Raw genomic sequence first — 21275 nt, forward strand, 5'->3', positions numbered from 1 at the left:
GTGCGGCCAGCTCGTCCAGGCCGAAGTCTGAGCGCGGGTCGCGCCACACCGAGTGGGCGTGGTTGCCGTTGCGCTGGGTGTTGTTGTACTCGATGAGGATGCTGGGGCCTTGGACTCGGTAGTAGTGCGGTTCACCCTGGTCGGTGCTGCCGGCCCAGCCGACGTGGATCTCGTCGAGCACGGAGTCACGGCCATAGTGGGCGTCATGTGCTGCGGCGAGGTCCTGCGGGCCCCGGCCGGTGTAGCGGGTGAGCAGTCGTCTCAGCAGGTGGCGTTGGTCTTCGTTCAGGTCCCGTGCGCTGATGCCCTTGGGAGGGATGGTGATGGCCACGCGCGCGTGGTCGGCATCGGTGTACCCGCTGCTCGCTTCCGCCTGGCGGTCGATGTCGCCGACGAGTATGTCCAGCGTGGGGTCTGAGAACGGTCCCCGCCACAGGTCCTGCAGGTGCATCATCGTGTCGCCGTGGCGGACTTGTGGCCGGTTGCCGGAGACGATGTTGGACATGGCCGACGGGTGAAGCAGCGCTTGCCGGAACTGGTGTGCGTCAAATGTCCGGATCAGTTGGTGTGCTGCGTCTTCAGCGCCCTGGAGGGGGCGCAGGGTGCTTCCCAGCAGCTCGGTCCTTGCCGGGTCGGCACCGATGAAACAGGGGGTCGCCGCAACGAGCCGGCCGTCGATGACCAGATAGTTCAGGGAGATGTGGTGGCCGCCGAACCGCCAGGCCCAGACACCGTCACTTCCTGGGCGGCCGAAGAGCCTGAGCCAGTACAGGCTGGGGTCGCGCCCGCGCTGGCGGCCCCAGTGGGACCCCCATCCCTCGACCTGGTCCAGGACGTTCTCCAGGCCCATCACCGTGGCAACGGTGGAGAAGCCCGCCGTAGACAGCCCGGTGGCAACCATCTGCATCGCCAGGCTCTCCTGGTGGGCGTCCTGGTCACGGAGGGCAAGTCCGCCGTGCTCCGTCGGCGTGAAGAACCACCGCAACCTCTCCGTCTCCGCGGCCGGGTCGAGCGGGGAGGCATATGCGGCGAGAGACAGCTGGTCGGTGTTCAGAGCGCTCAGCCAGGCGGTGGCAGCGCCGGTCATGGCGGCCGCAGCCTTCTCGCGTGCGCGTGCCATGGAGGTCACCGGACGGCTGTGATCGCTGGTCACGCGGGCTCCAAGTCCTCGGAGACGTCCAGTATCGCCTCAAATCATGGCCATTGAGCACACTTTGGGAACCGGGGGACCACCCGGTCTGTCTTTCGATGTACGGGTTCGCGGGCGAGGGGATGAACGGGTGATTCTCAATACTGTGGCGATCGTCCTGTCCGTACTGGCGCTGCTGAGTTCGACCTACTTCGCCTTCCAGCAGGTGTCGTCCATGAAGCGTGCCAACTACCTTCCGGCGTACCTGGCGTTGCTCAATGACTTCCGGTCACCGACGTTCCATCAACATCACAGGTACCTCATCCAGCGGCTCGGGGTCGAACACGATCCTGATCTTGGTATCTCCGGCCTGCCTGCTGAGGCTCAGGAGGCTGTCTATGACGTCGCCTTCTTCCTGCATAACATCGTGATCCTCAAGAGGCTGGGCATTATCGATGACCGCTACTTGATGACGCTCAACAACAGAGTCGTCCGCACATGGGAGGCCATTGGTCCGTTCGTGCAGCGCGAACGCGAGCTGGTCCCGCTACCTCACCTGCTGCAGATTCTTGAGGACTATGCGGCAGTTGTCGCCGCCGTCCCACCCGACTCGGGCCGGAGCCTGCTCCGGCCCTGATCAATCGGGCGACTCTTTGGACGAGGTAGCAGGACCCGGAGCAGGGCACACCGCGGTCGGTCTATAGGGTCTTTCCCGCAGCCTGCTCTAAAGGATCTTTTCAGCATGAACTTCCCGGACTGCATGGGACGCCGTCGACTGCTCGGCTCGGCGCTTGCGCTGGCCACCACCGGGTCGCTGACATCCTGCATCGCAGGCAAGCCGGGGGGATCGGGCGGCTCCAGGCGCGGTGGCTTCAACAATGCGAAGGACCCGGTGGCGTACTTGCGCACCTCGTGGTCGACCGATCCCTTCGCCCGCTGCTCCTATTCTTACCTCGCGCCCAGCACGCTGGGCGCGAGGGCACGCACCCTGCTGGCCGCGCCGGTGGCAGGCAGGTTGTACTTCGCCGGCGAAGCGACGTCCTCGGAGGCACCCTCCACAGCGCACGGCGCCTTGGAAAGCGGACGCCGCGCAGCCACAGAAGTCATCAACGACGCCGAGAGCGGGGAGCACATCGTGGTCATCGGGTCCGGATTCGCCGGACTCGGCTGTGCCCGCGCCCTTTCCGATGAGGGCTTTCAGGTGACGATCCTCGAAGGCCGCGACCGAGTCGGCGGCCGTGTTTGGACGCGACGCCTCGCAGGAGCCCCGGCCGAGATGGGCGCCTCGTGGATTCACGGCTCCGCGGGCAACGTGATGACCAAGGTACTCAGAGAGACCGGCGACCCCAGCTACGCGTTCGACTACGACAATTCCACCGGCGAGGACGAGCACGCGATGGAGGAACTCGCCCGCTACGAGAAGAAGCTGGAAGACGTCGAGGACCCGGACACCGCCACCGTCGCCTCCGTGATGCCCCGCCGGCCGTCCGCTGCACTGCGCAACGCGACCAACATCAACTATCCCCTGGAGTTCGCTGCCGAACCCCGTCAGCTCTCGGTGACCGCCACCCTCGAAGGACGCGACCTCAAGGGCCCCGATCTGCTGCTGCCCAGGGGCTACGACCGGCTGCTCGCCCACGTCCGCGGCGACATCCCGGTGCGCACGCAGCAGGTCGTCACGGGCGTGCGGTACAGCTCGGACGGGGTGACGGTGACCTTGAAGGAAGGCGACACCGTGCGCGCCGAGCGTGTGGTGATCACCGTCCCGATCGGAGTGCTCAAGGCCGGGACCATCGACTTCCAGCCAGCCCTGCCGAATGCCAAGCACGAAGCCATCAGGGCGCTCGGGGCCGGCCTTCTGGACAAACTGTGGCTCGAATTCCCCACGCCCTTCTGGGACAAGGACGTCAACGTCATCGAATGGTTCGACCCGGACAACCCTGGCCTGTGGTCCTGGTGGGTCAACGGGTACAGAGTTTTCGGCAAGCCCGTCCTGCTCGGCTTCAACGGAGGCGGCCACGCCCACGAACTCGCCCAGACATCCGACGACGAGGTCGTCGACAGCGCGATGAGAGCACTGCACCGCATGCACGCCTGAGCGGCCACGCACAGCAGAACCCAGCGTGGCCAGCAGATGCTCCGGCAGCGCCCAGTTGACGCGGGCGCAGCCCTGGCGACCGTGGCGTGCAGCCGCTTCTCCGCGACGAGCCGGACCTCGCTCTCGCCGCGCTCTGTGCAGCCGAACCCGGGCCAGGGGTGGCGGTGGCCATCAGGCGTCACCGCCGGTCACACGCTCGTGGGTGTCGATGAGGGTGGCGATGGCGTCGGGGTTGTCCGCCAGGCCGACCCACTGCCCGCGCGTGGTGAAGACGGGGACCTGGTCGCGGTCGGCGTCGAAGATGACGCAGTAGTCGCCGTACCTGTCGAGCACCATGTCCCGCAGGACCGGGATGAGGCCGGTGTCCAGGACCTCCAGGGCGTCGACGCTGCGCCGGGCGTCCTCGCCGAGCGCCTCCGGCTGGAGCACCTGTGTGAGCAGGCCGGGACCCACCGATCCCAGGCATCCCCGGCCTCGTCTTGCGAATCTGGGGCCGGATCAGACCCCTGCGGGCGTCCGGGCGTCCTCGGTGGGTGTCGAGGGAACCGTTGCAGGGCCGCCGCCGTGCCCTTCCGAGGACCCGAACCAGGCCACCGCCACCGCGCCCGACACGGCGAGCACGAACCCGGTGATCGCCGCCCAGGTGAAGCCGAAACGGGAGGCATCGCCGAGCCACAGCACGCCGATCATGCCCGGCAGGACGGTCTCACCGACGACCAGCGCGGCTGTGGCGCCATTGACTGAGCCGATCTGCAGGGCGACCGTGTGCAGATACATGCCGCCGATGCCGGCGACCAGGATCGCATAGAGCGCCGGATCGGAGAGCAGCGCTCGCGCGTCGAACGGATCGATGCCGTTCAGCACCCGGACCCCGACGCCGAGGGCACCGAAGCCCAGTCCGGACAGCAGGCCGGCCAGGATCGCAGCGCGCCCGCCCAGCAGGCGTACGACCACGATGCCGCCCACTATCAGCAGCAGCGCGATCACCAACAGCCACCAGTGCGTGGAGACCGGGGTGGCGCCGCTGCCTTCCGGTCCCGCCGCCGTCGCCAACAGCACCAGAGCTGAGCAGACCACGGCGATCGAGGTCCACTCGGCACGGCTCAGCCGGATACCGAGCAGCTTGGTGCTCAGCACCGCCGTGATCACCAAGTTTGCGCTGATCACGGTCTGCGACAGGAAGAGCGGCAGGAGACGCGCCGCCAGTACGCCGAGCCCGAAGCCGACGAAGTCCAGGATGGTCCCGACGATGAACTCCCCGGTCATGGCCGCCTTCGCGGTGGACGACAGGCTCGGGCCGCCGTGTTGGGTCACGCTGCCCGCGATGGCTACCCGGCGAGCGGACTTCCCTGATCCGACGGCCTGCAGGACGGAGCCGGTGCCGTAACAAATTGATGCTGCCACGGCAGTGAGCAGTCCTGCGAGCACCGAAAGCTCCGCTCATGCATGGGTCAGTGGGGTTTGGTCCTGTTCCCACTGGCAGACGTGAGTTTCGGTGAGGAAGTTGCTTTCCAACCGGTCGCTCCTGGCGGCACCGGTGGAACGCCTTATGCCGCTGGACGCACGATCGAGGCTCCAGGCCGCGCCATGGCGCGTACGCCGGCGGCGCCGTGCTGTTCGGCCTCGGCGCGGCCTGCTTCGAAGGCGGCGATGGCGTCGGTGGTGTTGGCGTGGGACCAGGGGATGTCGCCGAGGACGCGGTGGTGGCGGCCTTTCCAGCCCAGAGTGGGGACAGCGGCCAGGGCGGTGGGGAAGCTGCCGGCGAGGCGTGCGAGGTTGGCCAGGCCGAAGCCGCTCGGTCAGTTGTTGTCCGGGTCCTCCTCGGCGGAGATTCGGGTATCGAGGTCGCCGGCCCAGGCCAGGGCCCAGGCTCGCAGGTCGTCGATCTGCTCGGAGCTCAGCCCGTAGTCGCTGAAGTCCTGGTCGTCCCACCATTCCGCGCCGGCGAGGCGGTCGCGCAGGTCCTGGAGGCTGAACTCGAAGCGGGCGTGGCGGCGGCCGAGGGTTTCGAGGTCGGCGGTGGTGCGGTGCCTGGCAGCGGCGTGGACGTCGATGAGGTCGCGGACCGCACCGCGGTCGGCGAGGGCGCGCACCTTGGTACCGATGACGTCGTTGAGGGCGAGTACCGGTCCGTGTTCGGTCGCCGTGGGCGGAGACCAGAACGCTTCTTTCAGGATGTCGACCTCGCACTCTTCGCCGGTGGTGCGGTCGGTGGCGATGAGCCGTCCGGAGAGTGGGCTCGTCTCGACTTGCCGGATGCCCCAGCCGCGCTGGGTGAGGCCGTCGGCGACGGTGCGGGCGATCTCGTCCATGGGGGTGGGGTTCTCGGTGGCCACGTCGAGATCTTGGCTGAGGCGGTTGACGAGGCCGTGGGCCTGGACGGCGTAGCCGCCGGTGATCACCAAGGGGTATGGCGTGCCGATGTCGAGGACATCGGCCAGGAGCCGGCGGTGCAGGTCGGTGAGGTTCACGCGGCTGTGGCGTTCGTGGCGGTGGCCAGTTCGGGGAAGGCGGCTTCCCACACGTGCCGGATCGGGCGGCTGATGAGGGTCCGCAGCACGGGCCACTGCTCGATGAGCAGGTCCCTGTTCAGGAAGTCGATGAGGTCTTGGCGCTGTCCCTCGGCGAGGACGGTGCGGTACAGGCCCATCCGGGATCTGGGCTGCTCCACGTCGTAGGAGCGGCGTCCGGACCACACCACGTGCAGCGGCAGGTCGACCGTGCCCTGGGCAGGGCCGGTCAGGTCCTTCAGACGCGCGGGCAACCGCTTGGCGTACTGCGCGCACAGCAGCTCGAACGCGTTCGGCACAGGAAACGACGGGGACTGCACGGCCATGCCCCCAGTATCGCCGGATGGGCCGCGACAATCACCACGCCCCCCGTTTGCGCCCCGGCCCACCGCCGGTGGATCGCCGCCATGGAACCCTTACTCGGTGGCGCCACCGGGCGTGCTGTGGAGAATGCGTCCATGCATATCCGAGCCGTGCGCCTGGACGAACTGCCCGTCCTCCAGGACATCGAGAGGGCCGCTGGGCAGTGCTTCCGGGACATTGGCATGCCGGAGATCGCCGATGATGAGCCGCTCCTGCTCGGTGAACTCGCCCGCTACCACCACGCCGGGCTGGCCTGGATCGTGGCCAACGACGCCGACGCCCCGGTCGCCTACCTGATCGCTGACCGCATCGACGGCAACCTCCACGTTGAGCAGGTTTCGGTGCACCCAGACAGCGCGCGTCGCGGTGTCGGCCGGTTGCTGCTGGACCATCTGGCGGCCCACGCCACGACCGAGGGTGCACACGCCCTGACCCTTACTACGTTCAGCCAGGTCCCGTGGAACGCCCCTTACTACACGCGCTGTAGTTTTCAGCTCATGGACGACAGCGGGCTTACCCCCGGTCTGCGGAAGATCCGCGAACGTGAAGCGGCTCATGGTCTGAACCGGTGGCCGCGGGTCTGCATGCGCCGGGCGCTGTGACACCACGGTGCCGTCTGTGCGGGAACATCCTCGGAGCCGGCGGGCACCGCCGCTGCCGAACAGCGCAGGCAGAAGCAGCGCCCTGTGACGCGCCGACTGTGTGATCGCTCGGGCGAATACGCGCCGCCAAGCTATGCGGGTGGCAGAACGAGTACGGGTTCGTGAGGTGCCGGTGACGCGCAGCAGTTCGCCGGGCTGGATCCCGTTCAGCAGCTTGCGGGTGATCTGGGGGTGGCCGCTGGTGCAGGCCACGACCGTGTCGGGGGCGATCGCGTCGGCGTCGGCCGGGCGGACGATCAGATCGAAGGTGGCGGTGCCGCGCGGGCCGGGCGCGGGTATCGCGCCGACCCAGCCGTCAACCGCGCAGTGCTTGATGTCCATTAGCTGGCCTCCGCCAGGGTCTCGGTGGTGCGGGGGGAGCGGTCGGGGAGTGGGCTTCTGCGCGAGGACCAGGAGCTCACGGTTGCGCCGCTGTTGCTCGGGAGTGAGCGGCCGGGCCTTCGCGCCGTGCCGGTGCCAGAGCGGGGAGGCGGGCGGCTCGGGGTAGGCGAGGGCGTAGTCGACATCGCGGTCGATGCTGCTCATGAGGAGCCTCCAGGCGAAGCAATCAGGCGCGGTCGTCGTCGCGCCGGCGCTTGGGGCGGAGGTCGGAGGCGAAGAGGGCGGCGCCTGCCGAGCCGGGGGTGGCTGCGCACCGGCAGCCCGCCCCCGCTCCGAACCGCGGCAAGACCCGGTAGGTCTGCTGCCGGATGTGCGTGTGCCGCAGGCCTGACGGGTCTGCGGCACATGGCGTTCTCCGGGACGGGTCGCGCAGGTGTGGTCGGCCTGTGGCATGCCGCTCCGGATTGAGGGCGGTTGTGCCGGTCAGATGTTTGAGGCACGTCCCATCCGGGCCGTAGCAGGGGTTGTCCGCAGTCGGACCGTGTGGTCGTGGCTTGCGGTGGCGAGGAGGGTGCCGTCGGGTGAGAACGCCACCGCGGGGGTCATGCCCTGTTGCCTGACGAGACCCCTGAAGATGGCTCGTCGGCGACGCCCGCCCCTACGTCACCGCCCTCTCACCCTCGACCCCGACGGCATCACCCATTGGCGCCAGATGAACGGCAAGCACCCGGTTCCGCCGGAACTCCTCGTGGACGACCCAGAGTTGCGGGCGGTGCTGCAGCGGGCGGTGGACGAGGCGAACCGGCTGGTCTCCCGCCCCGAGTCGATCAGAAGGTTCGCGGTGCTCCCGCCGGATCTTCCGGCTCGCACTCCGGCGGCAAGAGCAGCTCCTCTGCCACCCCGAGTCCCACTCGCACGCCTGGCAAACAACTTTGGGTCTTTCCCACCAAAGGCGAGGTGGAGTCGTCGCCGAAGGCGGCCGACGGCGTGGTCTGCGTCGGCAGCGACGACCACAACCTGTACGCGGTGCAGGCATAACAGCAGGCGCCACGGCGCGGGCAGGTCGTGATCGGGCTCGTGTCCGTGCTCGTGTGCGGGCTCTCGGGCGGGCTCACAGAAGTCACCAGCGATGCAGCGCCGACAGACCCTCGGTCCCCAGTACGAGATGATCTCGTACGCGACCTCGTATACGGACTCGTGCTGGCAGTCGTGTTCGGGCTCGGGTTCAGGCTCGAATCGCGCCGGGCAGTGCCGGGGAAGCCCTTGGAGGCGCAGGCCGTGCCGCGCCTCCAGGCTGTTTCTCAGACCTCCGTGAAGTGCGCAACGTCGGTGGGCGTGAGGTCGGGGCGAGATGCTGGTACCGGGTACGTATTCCTTCCCTGCGGTATTCCCCGGGGGCGGATCGCTGCGTTCATCGGTACGAAGGGTTGGCCCAGCAGTAGCCTCCTGTGACGGTGTGTGAGGTATTGGGGGGCTCGTGGCCGGGAGTCGGTGGCCGGGACTAGCTGCGTCGGCCGTGATCACGGCGGTGGTCGGTGCGGTGACGTCGTTGGCGGAGAACGCGGCCACCGGTCAGGACCGGTGGCCGGGTCCGCTCGACCAGGTTCGGCGGCACGCGTGGATCGTTCTGGGCGTGGGTCTGGCACTGGCCCTGCTGTTGGCCTTGTATGCGCTGTTCCACGAGGTCAAGTCTTCGTCCGCTGCTGGGGACCCACCACCGCCGGCGCCTCCGGAGATACCGCGGTGGGTGGTCGACCGTGCACAGGCCCGGCAGGTGGCAGCTGAGCTGGGCCGCCGACGGCGGTCGCGGTCGGTGGGGATCACGGCTGCGGCCGGACTGCACGGTGCGGGGGGCTTCGGGAAGACCACGCTCGCGGAGATGGTCTGGGCCGACCGACGGATCCAGCGTCGCTTCCGTGGGCGGATCTACCGGGTCACCCTCGGGTTGGACGTGCGCAGCCGGGCGGAGATCACCGCGAAGGTGGCCGAGGCGACCCGGTTCATCACCGGGGACACCACGGTCTTCGATGACCCGGACCTGGCCGGGGCGCACTTGGGTCGCCTGCTCGACGCCCGCCCGCCCATGCTGCTGCTCCTAGACGACGTCTGGAGCGCCGAGCAGCTCGCACCGTTCCTGATGGGCGGCGCCAGGTGCCGCCGGTTGATCACCACGCGGCTGCCGGAGGTGCTTCCGGGCGGCACCTACTCGGTGAGGGTCGACGAGATGTCGGATGGCCAAGCTCGGCAGGTCCTCGCCTTTGGCTTGACCGAGAGCCTGCCGGAAGACACTGTGCTCGGTTTGCTGCGAGCGACTGGCCGCTGGCCGCTGCTGCTGCGCATCTGCAACCAGTACGTGCACCGTCGCATCGGCACCGGGATGACGGCCACCGCCGCATCCGCTGAGATCCTAGGGAAGTTGCGCCGCGACGGGCCGACCGGGTTGGATCCCTCGGGCGCAGTCGATCTCAATGATCCACGTGCCCGGCAGACTGCGGTGACCGCAGCGGTCGAGGCAGGCGCCGCACTGCTGCCGGCTGGCGGATTTGAGCGCTTCACCGAACTGGGCGTCTTCGCCGAGGACGAATTCATCCCCGTCGACCTCATCATCATGTTGTGGCAGGCGACCGGGGCGCTGCGGCCGGAGCAGTCCAGAGACCTGTGCTCTATGCTCGGAGCCCTGTCCCTTCTGGAATTGGACTCGGCCTGCGGAGGACGCGTCCGTCTACACGACGTCATCCGAGACCACCTGCGCAGCCGCCTGGGCAATGGGGGCGTGCAGCGCGTAAATGGCGCGCTGGTCGACGCCATTGCCGCAGCCCTGCCCCTGGCCGACCCGCAGCCGGGCGGCGGCAGCGGGCCTCTGCACGCGTGGTGGCAGTGCCCTGACCGCTACCTCGCCGATCACCTCGTGATGCACCTTCTGGACGCCGGACGCGTTCGTGACGCCGAGGCGCTAGCGTTCGACCTGCGGTGGATCGAGCAGCGACTGGCTAAAAGCGGGGCGACCGCACCCCTGGCCGACCTGGACCAGATCCCCACCACTCCGGCCCGGCAGGCCGCCAGCGACTTCGCTCGGACCGCCCATCTCCTTGCACCGATCACTCCCGCCCATGCCCTGGGCGCCATCCTGCGCAGCCGACTAGCCGGATACGACACGTGGCGTCCCCAGGCGAGCACATGGCGGTCCGCGAGCCCAGCGCTCTATAACCGGTGGCGGCTGCCGGACATGCCCGACCCCGCAACAATCCGGGTACTTGCCCGCCACGCTGCCCTTGTGAGCGCGGTGGCGATTTCTTCGGATGGCACTTGGCTTGCCACCGGCAGCCACGACGGCACCGCGCGGATGTGGGATTCGGCCACCGGACAAACCACTGGCACCCTGGTCGGCCACGCTGGCTCGGTGAACGCGGTGGCGATCTCCTCGGACGGCACCTGGCTTGCCACCGGCAGCGACGACGCCACGGTACGGATTTGGGATCCAGCCACCGGGGCCACTGGCACCCTGGTCGGCCACGCTGGCTCGGTGAACGCGGTGGCGATCTCCTCGGACGGCACTTGGCTTGCCACCGGCAGCGACGACGGCACGGTACGGATCTGGGATTTGGCCACCGGAGACACCACGGCCACCCTGGCCGGCCACGCTGGCTCGGTGGGGGCCGTGGCGATTTCCCCGGACGGCACTTGGCTTGCCACCGGCGGTAACGACGGCGTCGTACAACTCTGGGACGCTGCCAGCGGGCAGATCACTGGCACCCTGACCGGTCACCTCGGTTGGGTGAACGCGGTGGCGATCTCCTCGGACGGCACTTGGCTTGCCACCGGCAGCGACGACGGCACCGTACGGATCTGGGATTGGGCCACCGGACAAACCACGGCCTACCTGGCCGGCCACGGGGGCTCGGTGGGTGCGGTGGCGATTTCCCCGGACGGCACTTGGCTTGCCACCGGCAGCAGCGACGGCACCGTACGGATCTGGGATTCGGCCACCGGACAAACCACCGGCACCCTGGCCGCTGGCCATCTCGGCAGGGTGAGAGCGGTGGCGATTTCCCCGGACGGCACTTGGCTTGCCACCGGCGGCAACGACCGCACCGTACGGATCTGGGATTCGGCCAACGGACAAACCACCGGCACCCTGACTGGCCACGCTGGCAGGGTGAGCGCGGTGGCGATTTCCCCGGACGGCACCTGGCTCGCCACCGGGGGTTATGACGGCGCGGTGCAACTCTGGGACCGTGCAACCGGAGAATCCACGGCCACCCTGACTGGCCACGCTGGCAGGGTGAGCGCGGTGGCGATTTCCCCGGACGGCACCTGGCTTGCCACCGGCAGCCACGACGACACCGTACGGATCTGGGATTTGGCCACCGGACAAACCACCGGCACCCTGACCGTCGGCCAAGTCGACCACGCCAACAAGCAGGTGAGCGCGGTGGCGATTTCCCCGGACGGCGCCTGGCTCGCCGCCTGCGATGACGGCGGCGCGGTACAGCTCTGGGATCCCCTGGCAGGGGATCTGGCTACCCTCATGCGAACCGAAGGAGAATTGTGTGCGCTGAAATGGATGCCCACCAGTGACGCCTTAGCGGTAGCTGGTGAACTTGGCCTTTACCTGTACGACTTCGACCCCGCTACCCAACCAACCATTTGAATCTCACCGATCGGCGGAATCCTTTCCTTCACGGAACAACGGGAGGACCTCACTGCTTGTGAGATCCGCCCGAATCCGGTGCCACCGGGCGGGATGCCGCCACCGTCCGGCACTGTCGCGGGCGACGTCGACGCCGACCTCCATGACCAGCTCAGGTTGGACGAGGGCGACGTGCAGGGTCTCGCGGGTGCCCCACCCGGCGGAGAACGTCCAGCCCGTCCAGGGGTGACCGGCCCGGGCCGGGGTGAGCAGCGGGGCGAGAGCCCGGCTGGCGGATTGCGGGAGCGTGGTGCTGCGCCCGATGTGTGCAACATCCCGCGAGTTCTCCTGAGCCCCGCCGAGTGCCCGGGGCTGTGGTCAGGGGCTTCTTCCTCCTTCGGGTGTTCCGCCGACCTGTGACGTAACTTCGGGATTCCTGAAGCGTTCTCAGCTCGTGCGACCGATCTGCGGTCTGATCGAAGGCGAGGAGGCGTGGGTTGGTGGCGCTGGCGGTTGTGCGGGATCTGCGCGAGTACCGGGAGCCGGTCTCGGCGGAGGAGCTGGAGCGGTTCGAGACCGACGTGCTGGCCGGCTTCGTTCTGGCCCGCGCCTCGGCGGGGCTGACGGACGGCACGATCCGTGGGGACGTGGGACACCTGGAGCAGGTGCGGACTTGGTTCGGTCGCCCGCTATGGGACATGGAGCCGACCGACGCGGACGCGTACTTCGGGCGGGTGCTGCGGGGATCGCCAAGCGGCACCCGCCTGGCCCGATCGCAGGCGCTGAGCACGTACTTCCTGTTCCTGGAGTTGCGGCACAAGGTCGAGATCCACCGGATGACCGGGCGCGTGGTCGAGTGTCCGATCGACGAGATGAACCGTCCGCGCGGCTCCAAGGACGCTCAGCTGCGGATCCCGCCGACCGCCCCGGAGGTCGGCCTGCTATTCACCGGCTGGGGCGGCGAGCTGGCGACCTGCCGCAAGTTCGCGCCGACGGCGAGGAACTACACCGCTGCGAAGCTGATGTCCCAGGTCGGGCTGCGGGTGAGCGAGGCGTGTGGGCTCGACCTCACCGACATCAAGTGGCACCTGGGCCGGTTCGGCAAGCTCCACGTCCGCCTCGGCAAGGGCGCCCGCGGCTCGGGGCCGCGCGAGCGGATGGTGCCGCTGATCAACGGGGCGGACCGGACGCTGCGGTGGTTCATCGAGGACGTCTGGGGCCAGTTCGACGACGACCACACCCGCCCCGGCGCCCCGCTGTTCCCGTCTGAGCGCAGATGTGCCGACGGATCCTCGCGCCGGGTGGGCGACGACGCCCTGCGGAACGGCCTGGCTGCGGCCGTTGAGGCTCATCTTCCCGGCTGGAAAGAGAAGTTGACGCCGCACGTCCTGCGGCACTTCTGCGCGTCCGAGCTCTACTCGGGTGGCCTTGACCTGGTCGCAATTCAGGAGGTTTTGTGACATTCCTGGATCGCCACGACGATGCGGTACGTCCACGTCCAGCAGACCAGGGTGGAGGATGCCTGGCTGGCCGGGCAGCAACGGGCCGCGGAACGGCTGGAAGGACTCATGGGATGAAGTGGAACCTGCGGCTGACCGCCGCGAACAAGGGCATCTGGAAGGCGTCCGAGCTGCAGCGGAGCCTGGCCGAGCACGGCCTGGTCATCTCGGCCGGGAAGATGTCCGGCCTGTGGTCCGGCCTGCCGGTCTCCCTGAAGCTGGAGGACCTGGACGTCATCTGCGTCGTGCTCGGCTGCGAGATCGGGGACCTGCTGATCCCCGAGCCGGAGAAGGTCTCCCGTCCCGGGCAGCAGGAGACCGGGCAAGCCGCCGTCGCGGCGGCGGGGACGGCGGTGGTGCCCCGCCGCCGCGACGGGCGCTCGCTCCCCCCGGCGTGATGGCCTACGTTCTGCCAGCGGGAAGGTGCAAGCCGCCCGCCACCTGCCCGGACTGCTTCGGCTGGGGCGTGCTGCCCGGCCGCGCCTGCAGCGCGTGCCAGAGCTTCCGCCGCACCGAGGAGCCGGCCCAGTGCAGCGGATGCCGGCGACTCGTGCGGTTGAAGAAGGGCTACTGCCGCCTGTGCTGGCATCAGGCGAGTCAGGACGCCAAAGGTCAAGTCACCGTCCTGCAGCCCTATTTGGAGAAGGTGCGGCACCACCAGTTGTTTGTGACCAACCTCCACCGCCCGCGCTGCCCCGGCCCGCCGCGCGGCAAGAGCCGGGGCAGGCCACGGTTTCCCGACCCGGCCCCGGCACTTTCGCCGGCCTCTGGCTGGGTCCAACCGGCTCTGTTCGAGGCTCGCCGCGACTTCACCCGGTTCGACCGCCGGGAACACACACGGCTCGACAACCCCTGGCTGGCCTGGTCCCGGCACGTCGCCCACCGCCTCGGCGAGGCCCGCGGCTGGCCCCGACGCGTCCGCCTGGACGTCGACCGGGCATTGGTCATCGTGCTGTCCGGCCACACCGGCGGCGACATTGTTCGGCACTCCGAGCTGTTCCCGGCCCTGCGGCCCCGAGGGCTCAGCATCGAACGCACCGCGGAAGTGCTCGACCACATCGGCGTCTTCCTCGACGACCGGCCGTCCTCCTTCGACCGCTGGTTGGAGTCCAAGCTCGACGGCCTCACGGTCGGCAGGCGGGACGTCCAGGACTGGGCCCGGCTCCTGCACGACGGCGGCGCCCGGTCCCAGCCCCGGGACGTGGCAACCGTCTGGGGCTACCTCAACCGACTTCGGCCGGTGCTGCTGGAGTGGTCGCACAGCTACGATCACCTACGCGAGGTCACCCGCGACGACGTCCTCGCCCACCTGGAAACCGTCCACGGCTCGCAGCACAAGCACACCCTGGTCGCCCTGCGATCACTGTTCGCCCGGGCCAAGAAGAACGGCACGGTCTTCAAGAACCCGACCAGCCGCATCCGGGTCGGTCAGCAGGAGACCGGCGTCATCCAGCCTCTGGCAGCCGAGGACGTCCGGTCCTCCGTCGCCGCAGTGACCCGCCCGGCGGACCGGCTGATCCTCGCCCTCGCGGCCGTCCACGCCGCCCGGCCCGGCGCGATCCGGCGGCTGCAACTCGACGACCTCGACATCGGCAACCGCCGGCTGGTCATCGACGACCGTGTCCGCCCCCTGGACGAGCTCACCTTGCAGGCCACCATCGCCTGGCTGGAACACCGGCAGCGACGCTGGCCCGACACCGCCAACCCGCACCTGCTGATCAACAAGCAGACCGCCCTGGAGGCTGGCCCCATCAGCGGCGTCTCCATTTCCGCCGCGCTTCGCGGCCAGACCGCCACCCTCGAACGGCTCCGCGTCGACCGTCAGCTCGAAGAAGCCCTCGTCCACGGCCCCGACCCGCTCCACCTCAGCGAAGTCTTCGGCTTGGCCGAGAAGACCGCCATCCGCTACGCGGACTCCGCCCAGGCCCTACTGTCGCAGGCCGCCGAGACCGGCCCGGCATCGACGATCCCATGAAGGGCGCACTGCGAGGTGGGTGAAAGTGCCCGCCACCACGTCATCTGCCTGCTGGAGCACCATTGGAGAGAGCGCTCGGCGATGATCCTAGGGTGCCTCTGCAGAGAAGGCAGCCATGACTGTGTCGATTCTCAGACGAAGTACGGCCGAGTCGGCACCGCCGACGACGATGGACAACACATCACTTCCAACGGCGTTGGCCAACCGGACGTCGAGTGAGTGAGAGACGCCCTCCAAGGAATAGGAGTACCAGCTGCTGGGGTCCTGGTCGTCGGTCGTCTCAAGACCAGATGCCACGACATCCCAGTCGGCGTCGTCGGGGTCCTGACCGATGTACTGCGACAGCAGGCCCAGGAAAGCGTCGAGGTTCCGCCGCCATATCCAGCCGTCGATCTCGTAACGTGCGGGGCCGGCCGTTTCGTCCATCGGCGCGTCCAGGCCGGCGCTCACGGCATGTTCGTCATCGAAGCTCAGGCGCACGTTGGCCCAGAGGTCGAGGCGTCGGCAGGCGTTCTGGGGGTCGTAGGCAGCTGCGGGCAGTTGGGGGATGCGCTTGCGGCCGGTCTCGTCGAGTCGGTAGGGCACATCGAATGCTGTGTCCCACTGCTCAAGATCAGGAGCGAACCGCTCCTGTGCCGCCGCGGCCTCGACTCCGAGGTATCGGGCTATGTCCTCCCAGGAGCTGCCGCGCTCACACTCGTACACCACGGCCCTAGCCAGAAGTCCTTCCGCGCCTCGGGCCAGTTGCAGGGCTTCGCTGACGCGACCACCGGGACCGGTGTACGTGTCGTAGCGGGTGACTGCCAGGCCACCGGCAGCCTCGGAGAGGCCCACAGCCCGGTCGGAGAGCACCAGGCGGGCGAGAGCCTCCCGCGAGTACCTGCTGCGTTCGTTGTCATAGGGAGTCGGATCAGTCACGAACCAGAGCATTTCAGATTCGTACATGTCCAGCACACAGGGTTCTCCGGGCCCGCTTACGACCGCTGACGCGGTGAGGGCGTTGCTCGCGTCTATCGTTCTGACCGCATCGAGCCGCACACCGACCCCCTGTGTTCGCGGCGAACCCACGGGTCCACCCCTCCGAATCGGGGCACCGCACCCTCGGTTCACGTTGAAGAACCTTCAGTTTCCGCGAACTCGCGGGACTCGGGGGGTGCCGTTAAGAAGCTGTGTCAGATCCGGTGATCAGTGACGTTGGGTGATGGGTGGCAGAGTCGTTCAGCGGTTGGGCGGGACAGCGCTCGTGCTCGGGCAGGAGTGGCATGGCTCGTACGCAAAGCGGGGTATTTCCGGTCGTTCGTGGTGACCTTGGGGCGGTCGGCGGAGCGTGTGTGGCATATGCGGGCCGGAGTTTCTGCGGCCGGTGAAGTGCCGGCCCTTCCGGCTCGTCCGGGAGTGGGTTGGGGTGTCCCGGGTGATCGGCAGCATGCCATGCGAGCGTTTCGATGATCTGGTGGACCAGTCGGTGAAGCTGGTCCAGGTGATGTCCGGATGCCAGTTCATGCTGGGGGACATCGCGTTGGAGATCGCCCCGTTGCGTACGCACGGCGGGAGCATGGCGCTCGGACAGGACGAAGAACTGGGCGTGGAGGGTTCATTACGCCTGTTCGCGGAGGCGATAGGCCTGTCTTTCCATACGGTGCGGACGTATCGGTGGGTGGCCGCGCGGTGGCCCAAGGACCAGCGGCAGGAGGGCGTCTCCTTCGAGGTGCACCGGATCCTGGCGTCGGCGCCGGACGCGCACGAGCTGATCCAGCACCCTCCGGTCAGTGAGCGGACCGGCGAATGCCGGTGGACCGGAGACTCGGCGAAACGAGCGGCGGGCTGGGCGACCGCGACGCCCGTGACGGTGGCGGAGAAGGTCGAGGCCATCCGCGACCTCGCGGCCGACGAACAGGTCGCGGCCTTGGCAGCGTGCGACCTCCTTCACCGGCCGGAGGTGGCGTTCGGGCGATGCGGGACAGCCAAGCCCGTGAACTCGTCAACCAGGCCCAGTTCGACCAAGCCGAACTCGTCGAGGAAGACGGCGACGAAGAGGACTGGTGGGATGCGGACGGCAACGACGACAGCGACGGTGGGATCATCGATCCGGTGGTGGTCGCGCGGGGCTTCCACCGCGCGATGGAGTTCACCGACTTGATCGGGGTGTGTCAGGGATTCGTCGCCGGGGCGAGCCGACTGGTGCCCAAGCTGCGCGGCAGGGAGTTCTCCGAGTCTCAACTCGCCCTGGTGACACGTCATCTGGAGAGGATCAGGGCGACGGCCGACTGGATCGAGATCGCGGTGTCCACCGGAAAGGTGGACATGGATGAGGCTCTGGCCGAACTGCTGCGGGGCCAGTAGCCATGAAACGGCGGGCGGGACTTCCCGCTCATGTCCACGGCGAAGCGGTACGCAAGACCCTGCAGGAAGCACGCCCGGCCGGTCTGCACCTGAAGCAGCTGGTGACGGCGACCAAGCGAACACCCGCGCAGGTCTGGACGGGGATCCGGTTCCTGAGAAAGATCGCGGTCAGGGAAGGGCTGCCACCGGTGACCTTCAACCGCACAGACGGCTTCCAATTGTCCGAGGAACCCGCGGTCTGGATTGCCTACGAACGCGCGATCTTCAAGGCCGAGCTGCACCGGATGACCAACTTCATCACCGGGATCGTTGCCCCGCACGCCCAGCGCACCCCCGACGACGAATGGGCACGCCTGGTCCTCGACCAGCTCGGCGGCGTCAAGGCAACTCTGGAAGTCCTCACCCGCATGGAACGCTGACATGGACTGCAAAAACGACGATGAGCCAGCCACGCGGGAGCGGCGCTATCCGAGTGATACGACGGATGCCGAGTGGGCCGTCCTCGAGCCCCTGCTGCCGCCGATGGCCTGCACCCTGCCCACGGGCGGGCGCCGGGAGAAGCATCCGCGGCGCAATGTCGTCGACGCGATCCGCTACGTCAATGACAACGGGGTCAAGTGGAGGTCCGTTCCCGTCGACTTCGGTATTCCGTGGCGGACTGTGTATGGGTTCTTTCAGCGCTGGCGGGCCAGCGGAGCACTGGCCCGCATCCATGCCGAGCTCCACGAGCTGGTCCGCCTGCACGACGGCCTCAACCCGCGCACCGTAGCGGTGATCCTGGACTCCCAGTCTGTCAAAGGAGCCGAGACGGTGGGCCAAGACACCCGCGGTTTCGACGGCGGGAAGCTGATCAATGGGCGCAAGCGCCATCTGATCGTGGACATGCGCGGCATGCCGCTGGCCGTCATGGTGGGCGTTGCCTCCCCGCACGACAGCGTTCCCGCCCGCGACCTGCTCTTCCGCCTGCGTCTCACGCACCCCCAAGTCACCGTCGTCTGGGCGGATTCCGCCTACGGCGGGCCCCTCATCGACTGGGCCCGGTCCTTCCTGGACCTCAACCTCAAGACGGTGCCCCGCCGCAAAGACCAGGACGGCTTCGCCGTCCTGGCAAAGCGGTGGAGAGTGGAGCGGGCGCTCTCGTGGGTCATGAGAGCACGCAGGAATGTCCGAGACTACGAGCGACTCATCTCCCACAGCGAGGCCCACCTCACCTGGACCTTCATCACCCTCATGGCCCGCCGACTCACCCGGCCACCGAAGCCGCCTCGGACAACGCCGCACCCCGTCGAACCAGTCGAGACGAACGCCAACAGGCCCAAGCCCATACGCATCCGAACCCAATCGCGCAACGCAATCCGCCTCGCCCCCACCGCCTTGGCCTAGGGCCAATACCGGTGCATGGGACGGTCACCGTGGCCTCGATCCACCTATGGCCCCGCCCGGAGTGAAGCGCCCCGTTCAAAGGTCCGTTGCCCCCGGATAGTGGCGGCGAAGTTCGCTGAGTACGCGCTCGTCGACAGCCCTGACGTCCCACAACGAGCTGTCCACTTCGGTCAGGACGACCATCACCCTGTCCTCGGCGGATCCCCGTGCTTCGGCGTCGATCAACTGGAGAAAGGGAGTCGTCAGCGACAACAACGTCAACGTGTCCATGCCGGCGTCCGCTGACTGCCTCTCCATCTCGCTACAACGAGGATCGACGATCTCGTCGAATTCAACGCGCCACGTCAGGCCCAGGCCGAAGCTGCCGAGGCGAACCAGTAGCTCAGCCAGGGTCACGTAGTGCTTTCCATGCCAGGCGGGAAACGTGATCCCCTTCATCCCCGCCTCTGCTTCGGCCGTATCGCGTGACAAGCGACCCCCTTCGTTCAGCAGCAAACCCTAGGCCACGGCCCTGACCACCCCACACGACCCATCGGAGACAGGCTCTAGATCGTCAAGAGGAACGCGCAATCATGCGTCGGCAAGAATCTCGGCCTTCAGCCGGTCGTAGTCGTCGACGGCAGCAGGCACCCCGTCGAAGTAGTCCTCCCAGAAGCCGGCACGCTGCCACTCTCGCGGTGCCAAGGTCAGCCTGCCGTCCTCCAGCTCTGCAACCCAGCAGCTCGGCATCCGACTGCTGACAACCGTGAACATGGCTGCGTCCCACAGACCTGGCCTGTCTCTGTAATCCGTGGTGTCGAGCAGCTCAGGGATACGAAGTTCCACTCTGCGCGCAGTGGTACTGACCTCCAATACCGGATACTCCGCTCCGACACGAATGGCAGGGTGATCGGTCACGACCTTCCCGGTTGCCGGGCTGATGATTTGAATGCAGCGGACGATCATTCCAACAGCCTAGGCAGACACAAGCCCTACTCATCCCGCCAAGGTTGCAAAGTACAGAGGGCGCTACACAACGTCACTGATCAGCGGATCTGACACAGCTTCTAACACGACCAGCAGCAGATACACCATTCCAACACGCTCATGCCCCCGGCCACGCCTTATACGTCCCATAACAGGGCATCCTGCCTCATACCTGTCAGGGCCCTGCTCGGTGACATGGCCGGGTGGCTCTGTCCACGAGCATCTGGTGAACAGAGCCATGCGTCGTGGGCGTGCTCCTGGCCCTTGTTGCCGGTGGCGTTGTGTTGATGGTTGCCGCGGCGGCGGCCCGTCTCTTTCCGTCCTGGGTCGACCCGTTGAGCTCGGCGTGCGCGGTGCTGGGCGTGTACGTGCCGCTGGCGGTGGTTGGCTACGGGATGGTGGTGAGGCCGTGGAGGGCCCTCACAACTAGGTCCGCTTACTGTCAGGGTCGGCGTATGTCCTTGGGGCGTGGTCCGTGCCGGAGGCGCACCCGGCACGGGCCATCGTTTGGGGCATGCAGGTCGTGTGGTGACCCGGCCGCAGCAGCCGCAGCCTGGCCGTGCTCGTCCTGGGGAGGGCCGGGTACGAGGTCAGGCGTCTGTGGGGATGGATGCGGGGTCGTTGTCGAAGGCGGGCAGGATCACGTACTGGCCTGATCCTTCAGGCTGCTCGACCGACGCATTCTTGATGCGCTCGATCCAGTTTTCGGGCCATCGGGTATTTTCGTCCCATGTGATCCAGGCCAGGTCTGCTTTCTTCAGTTGTGCTTGCCGAAGGTCCGCGCCGCGGAAGTCGCTGACGGCCTGCCTGAGCTGCGCTGCGGTTGTCGATGGGTCATCGATGGGGCTCAGGTCGAGGACAAGGTCGCGGGCGGTGACGAGATCCCGCGGGTGGTCGCGGTCTTGGGCGAGGGCAACGGCGAGGGCGAGGTCGAGGTCGTAGGCGAGGGCTTCGTCGAGTTCGCGGACGATGCCGAGTTGGAGGTTGAGGACCTCGATGATGGTGTGGTCGTGGCTGCGGTTGAGTTCGTGGGCGAGGATGAGCGCGCGGTCGCGGGCGTGGGTGGCGTCGAGGTCGACGATGGTGGCCAGGTAGAAGGCGTGGGAAAGGTCGCTGGCGCGGTTGCTGGCGGCGTTGAGGCGGCGAGCGAGGGTGACGGCGAAGTGGCGGCTGGAGTCGTTGGCCAGAGCGCTGTCGAGCTCCGTGAAGTCGTGGGCGAGGTTGCGTGCGTAGGTGAGGTCGCGGGTGAGGTCGCGTGCGTTGTCCTGGGCGCTGGCGAGGTGGAGAGCCAGAGCAAGGAAGGGGTCGAGCGCGCGGGCGTCCTGGTCGCGGTTCTCGATGACTGAGGCGAGCTGATTGATTGTCTTCCGGTGGTGGAGGCGTTGTCGTGCTGGGC

18 protein-coding genes and 3 pseudogenes are annotated in these 21275 nt (G+C 67.8%); 11 read left to right on the plus strand and 10 right to left on the minus strand.

Features of this window, described 5'->3' with window-relative positions; translation table 11 throughout:
- Nucleotides 1–1120 (minus strand): DUF3500 domain-containing protein (locus IPZ69_RS41605; RefSeq protein WP_235459960.1); only part of this gene is annotated, 1120 nt, incomplete at its 3' end.
- Nucleotides 1121–1196: 76 nt separating this feature from the next.
- Here IPZ69_RS41605 and IPZ69_RS41610 point away from each other — a divergent pair.
- Nucleotides 1197–1766, plus strand: a complete 570-nt coding sequence (locus IPZ69_RS41610; RefSeq protein WP_235459961.1) for a hypothetical protein — start codon at nucleotides 1197–1199, stop codon at nucleotides 1764–1766.
- Between the two features lie 105 nt (nucleotides 1767–1871).
- Nucleotides 1872–3227: a flavin monoamine oxidase family protein gene (locus tag IPZ69_RS41615; protein ID WP_235459962.1), complete on the plus strand. Its 1356-nt coding sequence runs from the start codon at nucleotides 1872–1874 to the stop codon at nucleotides 3225–3227.
- A 171-nt stretch (nucleotides 3228–3398) separates the two neighbouring features.
- Here IPZ69_RS41615 and IPZ69_RS41620 read toward each other — a convergent pair whose 3' ends face one another.
- The 4 genes from IPZ69_RS41620 to IPZ69_RS41635 form a co-directional block, all read right to left on the minus strand.
- The gene (locus IPZ69_RS41620; RefSeq protein ID WP_235459963.1) at nucleotides 3399–3680 is read right to left on the minus strand and encodes a hypothetical protein; all 282 of its coding nucleotides are present in this window, start codon (nucleotides 3678–3680) and stop codon (nucleotides 3399–3401) included.
- A 45-nt stretch (nucleotides 3681–3725) separates the two neighbouring features.
- Entirely contained in the window at nucleotides 3726–4655 is a 930-nt protein-coding gene (locus IPZ69_RS41625) for a hypothetical protein (protein ID WP_235459964.1), read from the minus strand.
- A gap of 371 nt (nucleotides 4656–5026) precedes the next feature.
- Nucleotides 5027–5698: a nucleotidyl transferase AbiEii/AbiGii toxin family protein gene (locus IPZ69_RS41630; RefSeq protein ID WP_235459965.1), complete on the minus strand. Its 672-nt coding sequence runs from the start codon at nucleotides 5696–5698 to the stop codon at nucleotides 5027–5029.
- Nucleotides 5695–6063 carry a hypothetical protein gene (locus tag IPZ69_RS41635; protein WP_235459966.1) on the minus strand — a complete coding sequence of 123 codons (369 nt, stop codon included), beginning with the start codon at nucleotides 6061–6063 and terminating at the stop codon, nucleotides 5695–5697. Before IPZ69_RS41635 ends, IPZ69_RS41630 begins: the two co-directional genes overlap by 4 nt.
- Nucleotides 6064–6195: 132 nt before the next feature.
- Here IPZ69_RS41635 and IPZ69_RS41640 point away from each other — a divergent pair, with 132 nt between their 5' ends.
- Nucleotides 6196–6702 (plus strand): GNAT family N-acetyltransferase, encoded by a 507-nt coding sequence (locus tag IPZ69_RS41640; protein WP_235459967.1) that lies wholly within the window; start codon nucleotides 6196–6198, stop codon nucleotides 6700–6702.
- A gap of 864 nt (nucleotides 6703–7566) precedes the next feature.
- Here IPZ69_RS41640 and IPZ69_RS48005 read toward each other — a convergent pair.
- Nucleotides 7567–7689, minus strand: coding sequence for a WD40 repeat domain-containing protein (locus IPZ69_RS48005; RefSeq protein WP_374295695.1), 123 nt, complete (start codon nucleotides 7687–7689; stop codon nucleotides 7567–7569).
- 32 nt (nucleotides 7690–7721) lie between these two features.
- Here IPZ69_RS48005 and IPZ69_RS41645 point away from each other — a divergent pair.
- The 5 genes and pseudogenes from IPZ69_RS41645 to IPZ69_RS41665 form a co-directional block, all read left to right on the plus strand.
- A pseudogene (locus tag IPZ69_RS41645) lies at nucleotides 7722–7939 on the plus strand (long-chain fatty acid--CoA ligase); the annotation flags it as partial.
- A 660-nt stretch (nucleotides 7940–8599) separates the two neighbouring features.
- Nucleotides 8600–11734 (plus strand): NB-ARC domain-containing protein, encoded by a 3135-nt coding sequence (locus IPZ69_RS41650; RefSeq protein WP_235459968.1) that lies wholly within the window; start codon nucleotides 8600–8602, stop codon nucleotides 11732–11734.
- Nucleotides 11735–12213: 479 nt separating this feature from the next.
- Entirely contained in the window at nucleotides 12214–13173 is a 960-nt protein-coding gene (locus tag IPZ69_RS41655) for a tyrosine-type recombinase/integrase (protein ID WP_235459969.1), read from the plus strand.
- Between the two features lie 113 nt (nucleotides 13174–13286).
- Nucleotides 13287–13610, plus strand: coding sequence for a helix-turn-helix domain-containing protein (locus IPZ69_RS41660; RefSeq protein ID WP_235459970.1), 324 nt, complete (start codon nucleotides 13287–13289; stop codon nucleotides 13608–13610).
- 152 nt (nucleotides 13611–13762) lie between these two features.
- A complete protein-coding gene (locus IPZ69_RS41665; RefSeq protein WP_235459971.1) occupies nucleotides 13763–15187 on the plus strand; it encodes a hypothetical protein in 1425 nt (474 codons plus the stop codon).
- Between the two features lie 87 nt (nucleotides 15188–15274).
- Here IPZ69_RS41665 and IPZ69_RS41670 read toward each other — a convergent pair whose 3' ends face one another.
- A complete protein-coding gene (locus tag IPZ69_RS41670; RefSeq protein WP_235459972.1) occupies nucleotides 15275–16117 on the minus strand; it encodes a hypothetical protein in 843 nt (280 codons plus the stop codon).
- Between the two features lie 625 nt (nucleotides 16118–16742).
- Here IPZ69_RS41670 and IPZ69_RS41675 point away from each other — a divergent pair.
- From IPZ69_RS41675 to IPZ69_RS41685, 3 genes and pseudogenes are all read left to right on the plus strand, one after another.
- Nucleotides 16743–17530 (plus strand): annotated as a pseudogene (locus IPZ69_RS41675) (DUF6192 family protein).
- 2 nt (nucleotides 17531–17532) lie between these two features.
- Entirely contained in the window at nucleotides 17533–17949 is a 417-nt protein-coding gene (locus tag IPZ69_RS41680; protein ID WP_235459973.1) for a hypothetical protein, read from the plus strand.
- Between the two features lies 1 nt (nucleotide 17950).
- Nucleotides 17951–18913, plus strand: coding sequence for an IS5 family transposase (locus IPZ69_RS41685; protein WP_308407598.1), 963 nt, complete (start codon nucleotides 17951–17953; stop codon nucleotides 18911–18913).
- 75 nt (nucleotides 18914–18988) lie between these two features.
- Here IPZ69_RS41685 and IPZ69_RS41690 read toward each other — a convergent pair whose 3' ends face one another.
- From IPZ69_RS41690 to IPZ69_RS41700, 3 genes and pseudogenes are all read right to left on the minus strand, one after another.
- Nucleotides 18989–19384: a hypothetical protein gene (locus IPZ69_RS41690; protein WP_235459974.1), complete on the minus strand. Its 396-nt coding sequence runs from the start codon at nucleotides 19382–19384 to the stop codon at nucleotides 18989–18991.
- Nucleotides 19385–19483: 99 nt separating this feature from the next.
- Nucleotides 19484–19858, minus strand: coding sequence for a hypothetical protein (locus IPZ69_RS41695; protein WP_235459975.1), 375 nt, complete (start codon nucleotides 19856–19858; stop codon nucleotides 19484–19486).
- A gap of 611 nt (nucleotides 19859–20469) precedes the next feature.
- Nucleotides 20470–21275, minus strand: a pseudogene (locus IPZ69_RS41700) (hypothetical protein); the annotation flags it as partial.

The sequence above is a fragment of the Streptomyces olivochromogenes genome, assembly GCF_021538895.1.
Lineage (GTDB): Bacteria > Actinomycetota > Actinomycetes > Streptomycetales > Streptomycetaceae > Streptomyces > Streptomyces olivochromogenes_A.